This is a genomic window from Paraconexibacter algicola (assembly GCF_003044185.1).
In the GTDB taxonomy this organism is placed as follows: Bacteria; Actinomycetota; Thermoleophilia; order Solirubrobacterales; family Solirubrobacteraceae; genus Paraconexibacter; species Paraconexibacter algicola.
The window spans coordinates 568,208-584,081 of the sequence record NZ_PYYB01000002.1; the positions used below are offsets into that span (position 1 = coordinate 568,208).

The 15,874-nt window shown below is 73.8% G+C and carries 11 protein-coding genes; 5 read left to right on the forward strand and 6 right to left on the reverse strand.

From position 1 onward, the window contains the following. The first annotated feature begins 31 nt into the window (after window positions 1-31). Window positions 32-982 (forward strand): patatin-like phospholipase family protein, encoded by a 951-nt coding sequence (locus C7Y72_RS16675; RefSeq protein ID WP_158276900.1) that lies wholly within the window; start codon window positions 32-34, stop codon window positions 980-982. 65 nt (window positions 983-1,047) lie between these two features. On the opposite strand, the gene C7Y72_RS23430 is transcribed toward C7Y72_RS16675, so the two are convergent. Then, window positions 1,048-2,871 (reverse strand): hypothetical protein, encoded by a 1,824-nt coding sequence (locus C7Y72_RS23430; RefSeq protein WP_158276901.1) that lies wholly within the window; start codon window positions 2,869-2,871, stop codon window positions 1,048-1,050. 139 nt (window positions 2,872-3,010) lie between these two features. On the opposite strand from C7Y72_RS23430, the gene C7Y72_RS16685 reads away from it, so the two are divergent. After that, window positions 3,011-3,853: a hypothetical protein gene (locus tag C7Y72_RS16685; protein WP_107570302.1), complete on the forward strand. Its 843-nt coding sequence runs from the start codon at window positions 3,011-3,013 to the stop codon at window positions 3,851-3,853. 12 nt (window positions 3,854-3,865) lie between these two features. Here the strand turns inward: C7Y72_RS16685 and C7Y72_RS16690 are convergent, their stop codons facing one another. Beyond that, window positions 3,866-5,737, reverse strand: coding sequence for a PASTA domain-containing protein (locus C7Y72_RS16690; RefSeq protein ID WP_107570303.1), 1,872 nt, complete (start codon window positions 5,735-5,737; stop codon window positions 3,866-3,868). Between the two features lie 158 nt (window positions 5,738-5,895). Here C7Y72_RS16690 and C7Y72_RS16695 point away from each other — a divergent pair, with 158 nt between their 5' ends. The 3 genes from C7Y72_RS16695 (at window position 5,896) to C7Y72_RS16705 (ending at window position 11,002) form a co-directional block, all read left to right on the forward strand. Then, complete coding sequence (locus tag C7Y72_RS16695) at window positions 5,896-9,486, forward strand: methionine synthase (RefSeq protein ID WP_107570304.1); 3,591 nt, start codon at window positions 5,896-5,898, stop codon at window positions 9,484-9,486. Between the two features lie 104 nt (window positions 9,487-9,590). Continuing rightward, window positions 9,591-10,529 carry an amidohydrolase family protein gene (locus C7Y72_RS16700; RefSeq protein WP_107570305.1) on the forward strand — a complete coding sequence of 313 codons (939 nt, stop codon included), beginning with the start codon at window positions 9,591-9,593 and terminating at the stop codon, window positions 10,527-10,529. Continuing rightward, a complete protein-coding gene (locus C7Y72_RS16705; RefSeq protein ID WP_107570306.1) occupies window positions 10,526-11,002 on the forward strand; it encodes a cysteine dioxygenase in 477 nt (158 codons plus the stop codon). The genes C7Y72_RS16700 and C7Y72_RS16705 overlap by 4 nt, the downstream gene beginning before the upstream one ends. A 71-nt stretch (window positions 11,003-11,073) precedes the next feature. Here C7Y72_RS16705 and C7Y72_RS16710 read toward each other — a convergent pair whose 3' ends face one another. Genes C7Y72_RS16710 through C7Y72_RS16725 form a run of 4 tightly spaced genes read right to left on the reverse strand, consistent with a single transcriptional unit; the run spans window position 11,074 to window position 15,873 of the window. Beyond that, window positions 11,074-12,852, reverse strand: a complete 1,779-nt coding sequence (locus C7Y72_RS16710; RefSeq protein WP_107570307.1) for a calcium-binding protein — start codon at window positions 12,850-12,852, stop codon at window positions 11,074-11,076. Beyond that, window positions 12,789-13,175 (reverse strand): GIY-YIG nuclease family protein, encoded by a 387-nt coding sequence (locus C7Y72_RS24290; RefSeq protein WP_107570308.1) that lies wholly within the window; start codon window positions 13,173-13,175, stop codon window positions 12,789-12,791. The genes C7Y72_RS16710 and C7Y72_RS24290 overlap by 64 nt, the downstream gene beginning before the upstream one ends. After that, window positions 13,172-13,531 (reverse strand): DUF4333 domain-containing protein, encoded by a 360-nt coding sequence (locus C7Y72_RS23435; protein WP_158276902.1) that lies wholly within the window; start codon window positions 13,529-13,531, stop codon window positions 13,172-13,174. The genes C7Y72_RS24290 and C7Y72_RS23435 overlap by 4 nt, the downstream gene beginning before the upstream one ends. Window positions 13,532-13,533: 2 nt before the next feature. Further along, entirely contained in the window at window positions 13,534-15,873 is a 2,340-nt protein-coding gene (locus tag C7Y72_RS16725) for a lysylphosphatidylglycerol synthase domain-containing protein (RefSeq protein ID WP_107570310.1), read from the reverse strand. Window position 15,874 lies beyond the last annotated feature (1 nt).

The following is a 15,874-nucleotide window of genomic DNA, read 5'->3' on the forward strand; positions in this document are numbered from 1 at the left end:
CGATCGTCGCGCGCGCGGGTACGGTCGCCGGGTGCGGATCCTGGCGATCGACGGCGGCGGCATCCGGGGCCTCGTCCCCGCCCGCGCCCTCGCCCGCCTGGAGGCCGTGACCGGGCGGCCGGTCGCGGACCTGTTCGACCTCGTCGCCGGCACCTCGACCGGTGGGATCCTCGCCTGCGCGCTCACCGCGCGCGCGGCGGACGGCGGTCCGCGGCACGCGGCCGCCGTGCTGCCGGAGCTCTACCTGACCGAGGGACCCCGGATCTTCCGGCGTTCGCTCGGACGGCGGCTGGGCTCGCTGGACGGCCTGATCGACGAACGGCACGACGCCGCCGGCCTCGAGGATGCGCTGGAGCGCTACCTCGGGGGCGGGGCGCTGCTCTCGCAGGCGCGGCCGCGGCTGCTCGTCACGACCTACGACCTCGAGGCCCGCGAGCCGTTCCTGTTCAAGAGCTGGCGCACCGCGGAGGAGGGCCGCGAGGCGCGGCTCACCGACGTGGCCCGGGCGACCGCCGCGGCACCGACCTACTTCGAGCCGCTGGCGTGGCGCTCACCCGACGGCGGCCCCGCCCGCTCGCTCGTCGACGGCGGCGTCTTCGCCACGAACCCGGCGCTCTGCGCCTACGCGGAGGCCGAGCGGCTGGCGCCCGGGGAGCCGCACGTCGTGCTGTCGCTCGGCACCGGCTCCGCGCAGCGCCCGATCCGGCACGAGGACGCCCGCGGCTGGGGTCTCGCGCGCTGGATCCGGCCGGTGATCGACATCGTCTTCGACGGGGTCGCCGACACCGTGGAGTACCAGCTCGAGCACCTGCTGGGAGAGCGGCAGCTGCGCCTGCAGCTCGACCTCCCGCGGGACGTCGCGCTCGACGACGCCTCCCCCGCCGCGCTCGCGACGCTCGACGCGGTCGCGCAGGACCTGCTCGACGGGCCGGCCGGCCGCGCGCTCGAGGCGTTCGCCGCGGCGCGCCTCGTCCGCCTCTGAGCGAGCCCCCGACGCACGACGACCCCGCACCGGGCGGGGCCGTCGATGCTGCCGGACCGGCGGGGCTAGCGGATCGTCTTCGAGGTCCGCGAGCCGCAGATCGTCGTGCTGGTCGTCTTGGCCGTCACGACCGCGTAGAGGCGACCGGAGAGCCGCGTCGAGCGCTTGAACGTGAAGGTCCCGTCACTGCGGGTCGTGGCCGAGCCGTAGCGGGTCGTCCCCTTGCCGACCCGGCGCAGGACGACGCGCCGGTTGACCTTGCAGGTGCGAGCGCTCGCCGACAGGCGGCCGGACACCCAGGCGCGCCGCGAGGGGCTGCGCTTGAACGACGCGAAGCCGGTGCGCACCCGCTCGCGGGTCGAGCTCGCGGGCGGCGTCGTGCCCGCGGGCGGCGCCGCGGCCACCGCGTAGGACACCGAGGTGAACGGGCTCGGGTGGCCCTGCGAGTCGACCGCGGCACCCAGCACGCCGCCGGCGCCCACGCTCGTCGCGATCTCCTGGCCGAAGCCGACGGTGACGACCGGGCCCTCGACGCTCGCCGCGCCGCTGGGCGTCAGCGACGTGCCCGCGCCCGTGATCCCGGAGAAGCGCGAGGCCGTCGCGGTCTTCACCGGCTCGTCGAAGCGGAACACGACCTGGTTGGTGGTCGGGTTGCGCGCGACCGCCAGCAGGTCGGGACCGTTGGTCAGGCCGGGCTGGTTGTTCGCGGTGCCGATGACCGTCTGCCCGGCCTCCGAGCCGCGACCGGTCGAGTCGTTGGCCGCGACCGCGCCGCCCTCGTCGACGAAGCGGACGACCGCGGCCGCCTCGTCGCCGATCGCGTCGGGCATCGTCACCGTGACCGAGCGGCCGTCGGTGTTGACCGCCGCGCCGCTGGCGGTGAACGTGCGGCCGTCGTCGATGACCGCGGCGAACTTCGCGGCGGCCGCGTTCTTGACCGCCCGGTCGTAGGTCACGGTGAACGACTTCGGGCCGCCGCTGACCGCGGTCACGACCGGGGAGGCCGAGGCGCTCGCGGTGGCGATCGCGCCGAGGCTCGACGGGGTGGCGAGCGACGCGCCGCCGAACGCGCCGGACTGCGGCTGGTCGGTCGCGGCGGACGCGCGCGCGACGATCCGCGTCGCGGACGAGACCGGGCTGTTGAAGCCGATCCGCACCTGGTTGCGGCCGATCTGGTCGCCGGGCCGGGTCTTGATGACCGCGCCGGGACGGGCGGTGCCCGCGTCGTCGAAGAAGACGAAGCGCCCGGCGGTGATGCTGCCGGGCGCGAGGTCCTCGTCGAAGGTGAAGAGGATCGTGCCGCCGCTGTAGGCGTCCGGGGCGTTGCCGTTGTCGGGCCCGTCCGCGCCGGTCCCGGCCGCGGTGTCCGACGCGTCCGCGGCGGTGAGGTCCGGGGCGGTGGTGGCACCGGCGACGGGCTTGGCCGACGAGCCGCCGAGCGGCTCGCTCGCCGGCGGGTTCGTGCGGTTGGCGGCGTCGCGGACGGCCGTCGCCTGCACCTGGGCCACGGTGCCCTCGGCGAGGTTGGCGGTGGCCGCGAAGGTCACGAGCGCGCACGCCTGGTTGGCCGGGTCGACCGTGGCGCTCGTGCCGCGCATGAAGCGCAGGGCGTCGTAGGTCTGGACGAGGAAGTCGCCGGCGGCCGGGCTGCCGTTCAGCGGCTGGTCGAAGCAGTAGCGCACGCGGCGCAGGTCCGGGGCGTCGATCGCGGCGCCGACGAGGTCGGGGCCCTCGGTGGTGACGGCCAGACCGAAGCCCGCGCCGGGGACGCGCCGGGGCTCGGCGGCGCCGTGGGCGACGACGGGCGCGGTGAGCGCCCCCAGGCCGCCGGCGACGAGCGCGGCGGCCGGCAACGCGCGGCGGCGCGTCGCCGTGGTGATGCGAGACATGCAATCCCTCCATGCGGTTCGGGTGATCCGTGCTGCGGGGATGCCCGCTCCCGATCAGTTGCGACGGTCGTCTCAGGTATTCCTCACAATCCGTCCAGGTGAGCGGCTCGGTGCCATCCACGCGCTACCGTGTCGGCGGATGCCGCGCCCTCTCCTCCCCTGCGCGGGCGCCGTCGTCCTGGTCCTGCTGCTGTCCGCGACGGCCCATGCCGAACCCGCCCGCACGCTCACGCTCGACGGCCCCACCGCCGAGCGGTTCACGACGTCCGGGACCGGCGTGGCGTCGTTCTCCGACGGACGGATGCCCTCGCCGCAGTGCACGGTCGCCCTGCGGGAGTGCGACGACACGCTCCTGGACGTGCGCGGGGCCGGGACCCTCACGGTCTCGACCCGCTCGGCCGGGACGACCGAGGTCGACGTCGCGCTGGACCTCTTCACCGCGGATGCGACCGGGCGCCCGCGACGGCTCGTGACCTCCGCCGACCGCGACGGCGCCCGCGAGACGGTCACCGCCCAGCTCGCGACGGGCTTCCACCTCGTCCGTGTCGACGTCGTCGGCGGCTTCGGGCAGCTCGAGGCCGAGGTCACGTTCACCCCGGCCGCCCCCGACGCCGAGCCTCCGCGACGGTCCAACGCCGCCCCCGTCGCGGTGCTGAAGCTCCCCACCACCGCGACGGCCACGACGATCCGGGGCATCGCGGGCACCGCGGGCGACGACCGGCGCGTGGAGAAGGTGCAGGTCGCCGTCCTGCGCCGCCGGGGCGACGCCTGCTCGGCGATGCGGGCGCGGGGCACGTTCTCCCGGCGACGCGAGTCGTGCCGCGCGCCCCGGGCGTACCTGGCGGCCTCGGGCACCCGCTCGTGGGTGCTGCGGCTGCGCCGTCCGCTGCCGCCCGGTCGCTACGTCGTGTTCGCCCGCGCCATCGACGACAAGGGCGTGGTGCAGCGCCCGCCGTCGCGGCGGGCGCTGCGGATCACCTGAACGGCCGGACGCTCAGCGCTTCGTGCGCTTCGCCGCGCGGCCCTTGCTCGTCGTGAGCGTCACCGGGTTGTCGGCCAGGATCGTCGTGCCGGCCGCGGGCGAGGTCGACAGCACCCGGCCCTTCTTCGTCTTCGACGTGATCGAACGGCGCTTCGTGGCGACCTTGCAGCCCGCCTTCTTGAGCTTCGTGCTCGCCGAGGTGACGGTCGAGCCGCGGGTGATCGCCGGGATGCGGCAGGTCTTGACCGAGGCGGCCTGCACCTGCTGCGGGGTCGCCGGCGGGGTGTAGGTGATGCTGCTGACCGCCTGGTTGGTGTTGCCCGCCCCGTCGGCGACGACCGCCGCGATGGCGTTGGCACCCGGCTGGAGCGCGATCGGCGCGACCCAGGAGCCGTCGGAGGCGACCGGGACCGACTGGCCGTTGACCTTCACCGACGCGACCGCCTTGTTGTCGCGGGCCGTGCCCGCCACGATCGCGACGTTGCTCGTCGTCGTGCTGCCCGCGGCGGGCGACGCGATCGCGATGGTCGGAGCGCCCTGCTGGTCCTCCAGCGCGTTGGCGCCGCTCTCGGCGGCCGTGCTGCTGAGGCTCACCGCGTAGACGGTGGTCCTCGTCGCCGAGGCGCCCGCCGGGACCGCGATCCGCTGGAGCGTGAACGACTCGTCGTCGTCCTCCCAGGTCGTGCGCACGGGCTGCTCGAGCGCCGTCCGCGCGCCCGCGCCGACGTAGGAGCTCTCCGGGTACTGGCTGTCCCGGGTGAGCAGCGTGGCGGGGGCGGAGGTGTAGGTGAGGACGTCACCGAAGCCGCGGATCGTGAAGGCGAGATCGCCGGGCGCCTTGGTCTCGACGTAGTCGGAGACCGAGTTGTCCTCGTCGACCTCGAGGCCGACGTCGTGTGCCGCCCCGTCGGTGCTGACGAACGTGTCGGCCAGGACGACCGAGGCGCCGTCGTTGGTGAACCGCTTGACGCGGTCCAGCCGCACGCCGGCGCTCACCGTGCGCGGGCACGAGGCCGTGGTGACGGGGTGCGTGTCGTTCGGGGTGCCGCCGGCGTCGGCGCAGCGGTAGACCGGGTAGCTCTCGGTCATCGTGAGGGTGCCGGCCGCGTCCAGCGAGGCGTTGGCGGTGATCGACGCGACGCCGGTGGGCAGCTCGGAGCCCGCCATCCCGTCGTAGTTGAGGATCGGGATGTTCGGTGCGAGGTAGCCGTTGTGGCCGTCGACGGTCAGCGCGCTGCCCGTGTTCGCGGCGTTGCGGTCGTCGATGTCGGCGGCGGTGTCGAACGGGTAGTAGCCGCCGAACTCGTAGGTCGCGAAGAGCGTCGTCGGGTTGACGGGGCTGAGCTCGTAGAGCGCGTCGTCGTCGGGCTCGTAGGAGAACCCGGTGCCGCGCGGTCCGGCGTAGGCGCCGTAGGTGTCGATGAAGGCGGTGCCACCGCCGTTGACCGGCGTGGCCATGCCGGCCTGCGCCGGGGCGGCGAAGTGGCTGATGAACATCCGCGGTCCGGCGAAGCGGCCGATGTCGCCCGGCGAGGCGTCGCCGTCGGGGACGGCCCGCGCGGTGCAGGGGAAGCCGTCGTCGTCGATCGGCGTGAGGTCGAGCGTGCCGGAGAAGGCGCCACCGGCGACGACCAGATCGGCGGCCAGCAGCTCGTTGGTGTCGCTGCCGTAGCAGCGGACGTCGACCTTGTCGCCGTCGGCGGCGGTCGCGGTGCCGGTGACGGCGCGCTGGAAGCTCGCCGGGGTGCCCGCCAGCGTCAGGGCGCGGACGTCGCCGGTGGGCGAGGTGATCGTGGTGGCGGTGACCGCTCCGTGCGCGAGCGCGGGCAGTCCGAGGCTGAGGGCGAGCGCGGCGAGCGCGCTCCTGCTGAGGGTGGTGCGCATGGCTCCTCCGGACGATGGGTGCTGCGGACGCGACGATCAGACACGACCGAGCGGCGGAACGCCAGCCCGTCGGAGCGATCGGGGACCGATGTGAGACCCCCGCGAACCTTGACGCGATCGTGTCAAGGTTGGGGCGCTCGGTGCTAGAGTCGGGGGCAATGCGTGACTTCCTCGCCGCCGCCAAGTCCCGGGTCGTCGTCTTCGACGGCAGCATGGGCGCCCTGCTGGAGGAGATGGACCTCTCCCTCGAGGACGACTACAAGCTGCCCGGACGCGCGCACGAGGCGCTCGTCCTCAACCGCCCCGACGTCATCGAGCAGGTCCACCGCTCGATGGTCGAGGCCGGCGCCGAGGCCGTCGAGACCGACACCTTCCAGGCCAGCCGGCTGAAGCTCGAGGAGTGGGGCCTGGAGGACCACACGCTCGAGATCAACCAGCGCGCCGCCGAGATCGCCCGCAAGGCGGTCGGCGAGGACCGCTTCGTCGCCGGGTCGGTCGGCCCGACCGGCTTCCTCCCCGCCTCCGACGACCCGACGCTCGGCAACATCAGCTTCCAGAAGCTCGTCGACGTCTTCGCCGAGCAGTGCGAGGGCCTGCTGCTGGGCGGCGTCGACCTCTTCATCATCGAGACCCAGCAGGACATCCTCGAGACCAAGGCCGCCGTCTTCGGCGCCCGCGCCGCGATGGCGAAGGTCGGCCGCACCGTGCCGATCCAGGTTTCCGCGTTCGTCCTGCCCAACGGCGGCACGATGCTCCTGGGCACGGACATCGCCTCGATGCTCACGACGCTCGAGGCGCTGAAGGTCGACGTCATCGGCCTCAACTGCTCCTCCGGCCCCGAGGACATGCGCGACGCGGTCCGCTACCTCGGCGAGCACTGCACGGTCCCGATCCACTGCATCCCCAACGCCGGCATCCCGTTCCAGGGCCCCGACGGCGAGACGATCTTCCCCGAGGAGCCGCAGCCGCTCGCGGACACGCTGAAGGACTTCATCGAGCAGTACGGCGTGTCGGTCGTCGGCGGCTGCTGCGGCACCACGCCCGCGCACATCACGGCGATCGCGCAGGCAGCCAAGAGCGTCGAGCGCACCGACTTCAGCCGGCCGGCGCCGGGCCCGCCGCGCGTGTCGTCGATGATCACCTCCACCCCGCTCGTGCAGGAGCCCGCGCCGACGCTCGTCGGCGAGCGCGTCAACTCGCAGGGCTCGCGCGCGGCGAAGGAGATGCTCCTCAACGACGACTACGACGGCCTCGTCCGCGTCGCCGAGGACCAGGTCGAGGGCGGCGCCCACGTGCTCGACCTCTGCGTCGCGCTGACCGAGCGCACCGACGAGGACGAGCAGATGCGCGAGGTCGTCAAGCGCGTCTCGCTGACCCAGCCCGCACCGGTGCAGATCGACTCCACCGAGCCGGAGGTCATCAAGCTCGCGCTCGAGCAGACGCCGGGCCGCGCGATCGTCAACTCGATCAACCTCGAGGCCGGCCGCGACAAGGCCGACGTCGTCGTGCCGCTCGCGATCCAGCACGGCGCCGCCGTGATCGCGCTGACGATCGACGAGGTCGGCATGGCCAAGACCGCCGAGCGGAAGGTCGAGATCGCCAAGAAGATCTACGAGATCTGCGTCGACGACCACGGGCTCGACCCCGAGCTGCTGATCTTCGACGTCCTCACGTTCACGCTGACCACCGGTGACGAGGAGTGGAAGCCGTCGGCGATCGAGACGATCAACGGCATCCGCGACGTCAAGGCCGCGCTGCCCGGCGTGAAGACCTCGCTCGGCGTCTCCAACGTCTCCTTCGGCGTCGGGCCGGCCGCGCGCGCGGTCATCAACTCGGTGTTCCTGCACCACTGCGTGGAGGCCGGGCTCGACCTCGCGATGGTCAACCCGAACCACATCACGCCGTACGGCGAGATCCCGCAGGAGGAGCGCGAGCTCGCCGACGACCTGATCTACAACCGCCGCGACGACGCGCTCGAGCGGCTGATCAACCACTTCGAGTCCAAGGGCGAGTCCGAGGAGGCCGGCGGCGCCGCCGACCCGACCGCGGACATGACCCCGCAGGAGGCGCTGCACTGGCACATCCTGCGGCGCAAGCGCGACGGCGTCGAGGCGCAGATCGACAAGTCGGTCGAGCAGATCGGCGCCGTGCCGACGCTCAACGACGTGCTGCTGCCGGCGATGAAGGAGGTCGGCGACAAGTTCGGCGCCGGCGAGTTGATCCTGCCGTTCGTCCTGCAGTCCGCCGAGGTCATGAAGCGCGCCGTCGCGCAGCTCGAGAACTACCTCGACCGCATCGAGGGCTACACGAAGGGCACCGTCGTCCTGGCGACCGTCTTCGGCGACGTCCACGACATCGGCAAGTCGCTCGTGAACACGATCCTCACGAACAACGGCTACACGGTCGTCGACCTCGGCAAGCAGGTGCCGGTCGGCACGATCATCGACGCGGCCGTCGAGCACGACGCGACCGCGATCGGCCTGTCGGCGCTGCTGGTGTCGACCTCCAAGCAGATGCCGCTGGTCGTCCAGGAGCTGCAGGCCAAGGGCCTGGAGTACCCCGTGCTCATCGGTGGCGCGGCGATCAACCGCGCGTTCAGCTTCCGCGCCCTGCATCCGGGCGGCAAGGAGTCCTCCGAGCAGTACGAGCCCGGCCTCTACTACTGCAAGGACGCCTTCGAGGGCCTCGCCGTGATGGACCAGCTCGTCGAGGAGGAGCCGCGTCGCGCGCTGCGCGAGAAGCTCCGGACCGAGGCGATCGCGTTCCGCGAGAAGGGCGAGGACCCGGACGAGGACCTCGACTACTCCGACAGCTCCGTGCGCTCCCCCGTCGCGCAGGACAACCCGGTCCCCGAGCCCCCGTTCTGGGGCGTGCAGGAGATCCCGGTCGACATGGACGAGCTCTACGCCCACCTCGACACCCACGTGCTGTTCAAGCTCCACTGGGGCGGGCGCGGCATCAAGGGCGAGGCGTGGGAGAAGCTCCTCAACGGCGACGGCGAGGAGGAGGGCTTCCGCCCGAAGCTCGAGCGCATGTGGCGTGAGCAGGACTACCTGCACCCGCGGGCGCTGCTGGGCTTCTTCCCCTGCTACGCGGAGGGCAACGACATCGTCGTGCTCGACCCGCAGGACCGCGAGACGGAGCTGACCCGCTTCGTCACGCCGCGCCAGCCCAAGGGCGACCGGCTCTGCACCGCGGACTTCTTCCGGTCCAAGGAGAGCGGCGAGCTCGACGTGATCGCCGTGCAGGCGCTGACGGTCGGCGACGAGGTCACCGAGCTGATGGCGAAGCTCGAGGCGGACGGCGAGTTCGCCGAGCAGCTGTTCGTCCACGGCCTCGGGGTCCAGACGGCCGAGGGCCTGTCGGAGTGGCTGCACTGGAAGGTCCGCAACTGGCTGGGCATCCCGGCCACGCAGGGCCGCCGCCTCTCCTGGGGCTACCCCGCGATCCCGGACCAGAGCGACCACGACAAGGTCGACGAGCTGCTGACGCTGTCGCAGGTCGGGATGTCGATCTCCGACGGGCACGCGCCGATCCCGGAGCAGTCGACGCTCGCGATGGTGCTGCACCACCCGCAGGCGATCTACTACGGCATGCGCAACGGCCGCTTCCTGCCGGACGGCTCGCCCGACGACGTGATCAAGGGCTCGCCCCGCGATCCCTCGCTGTTCTCGGACGCCGTCGCGCTGCCGGAGGACGACCCGCGCGAGGGCGCGGTCGAGGAGGAGCAGGCGCCCGCCAGCGCCTGAGGTCGGACCCGGAGTCCGGTCCGCCGCGGCGGACCCGACCCCACCCGCGCCCACAGGAGCGCCTAATCCTGCAATTCCAATCATGTTTGTGTAGATTAGGTCCCATGTCCGGGATCGACGTCCACCAGCACCTCTGGCCCGAGCCCCTGCTCGAGCTGCTCGCCGCCCGCACGACGCCGCCGTGCGCTCGGTGGGACCACGGCGTCTGGCGCGTCTCGATCCCGGGCGAGCACGACTTCCTGCTGCCCCCGCACAGCGGCGAGCCCGAGGACCGTGCCCAGGCCGTCCGCGATGCCGGGCTGCGCCGCGCGCTCGTGGCGCTGTCGAGCGTCTGGGGCATCGAGTCGCTCCCCGCGTCACAGGCGCGGCCGCTCCTGGACGCCTGGACCGACGCGATCGCCGCGCTGCCCGACGAGCTCGGTGGCTGGGGTGCCGTCAGCCTCGACCAGCCCGACCCGGCCGAGGTCGACCACGTCCTCGACGCCGGCGCGGTCGGCGTCTGCCTGCCCGCCTCCGCGCTCGCCGACCCCGTCGGCGTCGAGCGCGTCCTGCCGCTGCTGGAGCGCCTCGAGTCGCGGCTGGCCCCCCTGTTCGTGCACCCCGGGCCGGCGCCCTGGCGCGGGCACCCCGCGGCGACCGTGCAGGCCGCCTGGTGGTTGCCGACGACCCGCTACGTCCACGACGTCCACGACGCCTGGCACGCGTTCGCCGCGTTCGGGCGCCCCGCGCTGCCGCGGCTGCGCGTCGTCTGGTCGTTCCTCGCCGGTCTCGCCCCGCTGCACGCCGAGCGGCACGCCGCGCGTGGCGGCCTCGCGGTCGGCGCGACCGATCCGCTGAGCTTCTACGAGCCGTCCTCCTACGGTCCGCGCGCGCTGCGGCAGATCGCCTGCGCCGTCGGCACCGGGCAGCTCGTCCACGGCACCGACGCGCCGGTCGTGCAGGCCGACACCGACCCCTGGAGCGGCCTGGGCACCGATGCGCTGCTGCTCGCCCGCGGCGACAACGCCGACCGGCTCCTCGGGACCGCCTGGGTGGCGGCATGAGCGCGCTGACCGCCCTCTCCCCCGCCGAGCTGCAGCAGCTGGTCGACGAGCTCGCCGCCGCCCCGGACGGGTGGCGCGACCGCGTCCGGCACGAGCCGGGCGCCGACCGGGTCTGCATCGAGTTGCGCCGCGACGACAGCGTCGAGGTCTGGCTCATCTGCTGGCTGCCCGGCCACGACACCGGCTTCCACGACCACGACGACGCGGCCGCCGCGATCACCGTCGTGGAGGGCGCGGTCCGCGAGGAGCGCCTGTCGCTGCAGGGCGCGGTCGGCACGACCTACCGGCCCGGCGACACGGTCACCGTGCCGTCGCGCGCGATCCACCGCGTCCGGCATGCCGGGGACGGGCCCGCCGTCACCATCCACGCCTACTCGCCGCCCCTGCGCGAGATGGGCGCCTACGCCCCCGACGAGGAGACCGGCGAGCTGCGCCGCGTCGTCGTCGGCGGCAAGGAGTCGCTGCGGGCCTGAGCGTCGTCCGGGTCGGCGGACGGCGCGTGCTCCCGTCCGTCCGTCCGGACCGCCCGCGTCCCCCCGGGCGCCTAGCGGCGGCGGGCGGCCTTCTTGCGCTTCTTGCTGGCCTGCGCCTTGGAGGTCGGCGTGATCAGCGTCTCGCAGCCCCGGACCACGTCGCGCTTGTCGACCTCGGCGACGTCGTCGCCCGGGCCGCAGTCGACGATGTCGCGCTCGCCGTCGTAGCTGAACAGGCGGTCGTTGCCGGTCCCGCCCTTCAGGCGGTCCTTGCCGAAGCCCGCGAACAGCGAGTCGTCGCCGGCCCCGCCGGAGAGGCCGTCGTCGCCGCGTCCGCCCTCGAGGTAGTCGTCCCCGCCCTCGCCGAACAGCAGGTCGTCGCCCGTCCTGCCGAACAAGAGGTCATCACCCTCGCCGCCGTAGATCTCGTCGTTGCCCGCCTCGCCCTCCAGCGAGCCGTCGTCGCCGCCGCCGGCGCGGATCGTGTCGTCGCCGGGACCGCCGAGCACGGTGTCGGCGCCCTCGGAGCCGGTGATCGTGTCGTCCCCGTCGCCCGCGTTGAAGATCGTCGCGCCGTCGGGGCTCGGGGCGGGCGGGAAGGTGCCGTCGGGCTGCAGCGCCCGGGCCAGGTTCGGCAGCAGCGCCGACAGGACGTCGGGGCCGTCGGTGCCGCGCAGGTTGGGCCGGCCGTCCTCCGTCGGATCCATGAGGAAGCGCTGCGAGTAGTCCGCGCAGCTCTTCATCGTGGTCTCGTCGATCGGCAGGGCGGGCTTCTCCGGGAAGGCCGACGCCGTCTGCAGGACCTTGTTGCTGTTCGGCGGGTACTGGCCGAGCGACAGGGCACCCGCCTTCTTCGGGCCGCTGACGAGCCAGCGCGCCACCGGCGAGCAGTAGGAGCGGTCGGAGCGCAGCACGATCGAGAACTCGCAGTTGGCCACCGAGGCGTCGGTGTCCTGCACGTCGAGGATCACCATGTCGTTGCCGTCGCCGCAGTCGATGCGGTTGTCGCCGGGGGCGGAGAACTCGCCCGGGACGATGAGCTCGGTGGAGTTCGGCTTGAAGTCCATCGCCCAGATCAGGTCGTCTCCCGGGCCGCCGATCAGCTCGTCGGCGCCCGAGTTGCCGACGAGGACGTCGTTGCCCTCGCCGCCGTCGACGAGGTCGCCGCCCTTGCCGCCGATCAGGAGGTCATCGCCCGGTCCGCCCTCGAGCACGTCCTGGCCGCCGCCGCCGAGGAGGATGTCGTTGCCCGGGGCGCCGTCGTCGCCGTCGCCGTAGAGGTGGTCGTCGCCGCCACCACCGGAGATGAAGTCGTCCTGCGCCCCCCCGTAGAGGCCGCCGCCGTCGACCTTCGAGCCGTCGTTGCCGGTCTCGCCGTAGATGCGGTCGATGCCCGGGCCACCGTGGGCGCTGACGTCGTCCCCGAAGCCCATCCGGATCGTGTCGTCGCCCGACCCGCCGGTGACGACGTCGTCGCCCTGGCCGGCGTTGAGGACGTCGTTGCCGTCGCCGCCGTCGAGGAGGTCGTCGCCGCGCTCGGCCGCGAAGTCGGCGCCGTTGCCGACCGTGTCGTCGCCGGGGCCTCCCAGCATCCGGTCGTTGCCGGAGCCGCCGCTGAGGCGATCGTCGCCCGAGCCGCCGTCGAGGATGTCGTTGTGCGTGTAGCCGCGCAGCAGGTCGTTGCCGCCCAGGCCGCAGAGGTAGTCGGCGTTCCAGCCGCCGATCAGGCGGTCGACGCCGCGGGTGCCGCGCTGGTCGCAGCGTGACGCGTCGGCCGCGCCCGCGGTCAGCCCGGACGCGCAGAGCGAGAGGGCGATGATGGCTGGGAGTCCCCTGACGGTGCGGCGCATGCGGGGTCGATCGGCGCGTCGGAACCGCGACTTGACCCGCAATGTGGTGCTCTGGACGTCTGACCGCTCGGCGAGTCCAGCAGTGCCAGCTTCTCCGTTCGCGACAGGCGCTTGATGCGACGTTCCTCGCGCATCGCGGCCGCGCGGTCCTCCTGGGGCGCGGCCCAGACGAGCTCGACCGGCAGCCGGCTGCGGGTGTACTTCGCGCCGCGACCGGCGGCGTGGACGGCGAGCCGGGCGTCGAGGTCGACGGTCCAGCCGCAGTAGAGGCTGCCGTCCCCGCAGCGCAGGAGGTAGACCCAGGCGTCCGGCCGCCCGGTCATCCGGCGGTCCCGGCGCCGGTCGGGCCGGTCGGGCCGGTCGGGCCGGTCGGGCCGGTCGGCGTCCCGGGGCGCTGCAGGGCGAAGCGGAATCCCCCGTCGCCGTCGAGCACCGTGACCTGCACCGCCGCCGCGCTGTCGTCGTCGAGGCGCAGGCCGCAGCGGAACGTCGTGCCCGCCCGGGCCGGACGGTCCTCCGGGCACCGCACCGCCGGGCGCTCCGCGGTCTGCCGTTCCAGGTCCGCGGCGATCGCCCGCTCGAGCGCGGCCTCGTCCAGCACGCGGACCGTGTCGCCGCCACAGCCGGCCACGAGCACCCCCGCGAACGCGAGCGCCGCGAGCCCGCCCGACGGGCGCACGCTCAGACCTCGAACTCGAGCGTCTCGCCCTTGCGGGCGTAGTGCGGCAGCGGCGGCAGCTCCACCGGGGTGGCGTGCATCGCGCGCATCCGGACGTCGCCCCAGCTGACGCCTTCCTTCACGAGCGCCGGAGCGCCCATGATGATCGCGGTCGCGATCTCGACGGCCTGCAGGACGAGCCCGTAGCCGAGCGCGTCGGCGTAGCTGACGCCATAGGCGCCGGAGAGGACCGCGACGCACGCGGCCTGGAACACGCCGAGGTTCGACGGCGTGGCCGGCAGCACGGCGGTCACGTTGACGGCGAACAGCACCGCGGCCGCCGCGCCGATCCCGGCCTCGCCGTCGAGGCCGAACGCGACGAGCAGCACGTAGCAGGCGATCCACTGGATCACCCAGGCGGTGAGCTGCGCGCTGGTGGCGATCGCCGCCGCGCGCGGCCGGCGGAACACCGCCAGGCCACCACGAACCTGCACGAGCGCACCGCGGGCCTTCAGCAGGAACGTCTCGATCCGCTTGGACCGCGACGGCAGGCCGCCCCGCAGCAGCGCAGGGGCCGCGAGCACGACGAGCAGCACGACCAGCGGGGCGACCGTGAACAGCACGAGCGCGCTCTGGTTGCCGCGGAAGTAGCCGACCGACGAGAACATGACGATCCCGAGGATCACGAGCGCCAGGATGTTCAGCAGCGTCTGCGAGACGAGCGTGCCGACGACCGCGGGGAGCGTGCCGCGGGCGCTGCCCAGGCGGCGCGCGACGATCATCGCGCGCGCGGGCTCGCCCAGGCGGGCGGGCAGCGTCGCGGACATGAGCACGCCGATGAACGTGCCCTGCATCGCGTCGGCGTAGCGCGCCGGGGTGTCCGGCAGCGCCGCACGGAGGATCGCGGTCCAGCTGACCGCGCGCACGACCATGGACAGGCACATCAGCCCGAGCGCGACGAGCACCCAGGTCGGCGAGCTGTCCAGCAGCGACGCGCTGACGCGCTCGACGCCGATCCGCTGCAGCGCCATCGCGGCGAGGCCGACGCCGCCGACGGTGGCGACGGCGAGCGCGGCGCGGCGCGCGAGCACGGCGCCGCGACGCGGCGCGCCCTGCGGCGGCGCGGGCTCCATCGAGGCGAGGCGGCGCGCGGGGACGCGCGGACCGAGGTCGGCGGGGATCGCGCCGACGCGCACGCCGACGCGCTGCGGGAGGGTGACGGGCTCCGGCCGGGCGATTGCGTCCTCGTAGGTCTCCAGGACCTCGGTGGCGACGCGCGACCAGGAGTACCGCTGCGCGTGCTCGGCCGCGGCGGCGCCCATCGCCCGGCGGCGGGCCGGGTCGAGCGCGAGCTCACGCAGGGCGGCGGCCAGCGCCACCGCGTCGCCGCGCGGCACGAGCAGGCCGTCGACGTCGTGGCGGACGACGTCCTGGTAGCCGGCGATGTCGGACGCCACGACCGGGGTGCCGGCCGCGAACGCCTCGGTGAGCACCATGCCGAAGCTCTCGCCGCCCAGCGACGGGGCGGCCAGCACGTCGGCGCTGCGCAGGACCGCGATCTTCGTCGCGTCGTCGACCTTCCCGAGCGCGGTGACGCCGCGGAGGTCGTCGAGGATCGGGGCGACGTCCTCGTGGCCGGCGCCGACGATCGTCAGGCGGGCGGGGACGTGCTCGCGCAGCGCCTCGAAGGCGCGCAGCAGGATCGGCAGGCCCTTGCGCTCGACGGCCTGGCCGACGAACACGACGTGGAGCCCGTCGTCGGCGTGGCCCGTGTGGAGCGCGAGCGGCTCGGCGGGGACGTCGACGCCGTTGGGGATCACGCGGTAGCGGCCGCCGTAGAAGCGGCGCCCGGTCCAGGCGGCGGCCTCGCTCACGGCGATCCGCTCGGTCAGGCGGTTGAGCCGCCAGCGCGCCCCGAGGAGGGTGCCGGCCGTGCCGTTGGTCGCCCGCGCGGTCGAGTAGCAGTGGAAGGTCCCCACGAGCGGCGCCGACGTGTGCGAGAGCACGTCCCAGCCGACGTACGGGGCCACGGGCTCGTGGACGTGGATGACGTCGAAGTTCCCGGCGGTCAGCTCGCGCCGCATCGTCGACACCGCGTACGGCGTGACCGCGAGGTTCGACACCGCGCCGTTGGCGGGGAAGCCGACGGTCCGCCCGAGCGGGATCAGGTAGTCGGGGGCCTCCCGCGGCTCGGGTGCGGCCCCGCGGTGCAGGCGCTCCGCGAGGCGATCGGACGGGTCGTAGGGGGCGAGGACGCGGACATCGTGCCCGGACGACAGGAACTGCCCCGCCAGAGCCTCGATGTGCCGGGTCACGCCCCCCGGATACGTCCACGAGTAGGGGGACACGAGCGCGATGCGCATC

Coding starts and splice junctions, on each gene's coding strand:
- C7Y72_RS16710 (WP_107570307.1), bottom strand. CDS start 12,852: ATGCGCCGCACCGTCAGGGGACTCCCAGCCATCATCGCCCTCTCGCTC.
- C7Y72_RS23430 (WP_158276901.1), bottom strand. CDS start 2,871: ATGTCTCGCATCACCACGGCGACGCGCCGCCGCGCGTTGCCGGCCGCC.
- C7Y72_RS16705 (WP_107570306.1), top strand. CDS start 10,526: ATGAGCGCGCTGACCGCCCTCTCCCCCGCCGAGCTGCAGCAGCTGGTC.
- C7Y72_RS16690 (WP_107570303.1), bottom strand. CDS start 5,737: ATGCGCACCACCCTCAGCAGGAGCGCGCTCGCCGCGCTCGCCCTCAGC.
- C7Y72_RS16695 (WP_107570304.1), top strand. CDS start 5,896: ATGCGTGACTTCCTCGCCGCCGCCAAGTCCCGGGTCGTCGTCTTCGAC.
- C7Y72_RS16725 (WP_107570310.1), bottom strand. CDS start 15,873: ATGCGCATCGCGCTCGTGTCCCCCTACTCGTGGACGTATCCGGGGGGC.
- C7Y72_RS16700 (WP_107570305.1), top strand. CDS start 9,591: ATGTCCGGGATCGACGTCCACCAGCACCTCTGGCCCGAGCCCCTGCTC.
- C7Y72_RS16685 (WP_107570302.1), top strand. CDS start 3,011: ATGCCGCGCCCTCTCCTCCCCTGCGCGGGCGCCGTCGTCCTGGTCCTG.
- C7Y72_RS24290 (WP_107570308.1), bottom strand. CDS start 13,175: ATGACCGGGCGGCCGGACGCCTGGGTCTACCTCCTGCGCTGCGGGGAC.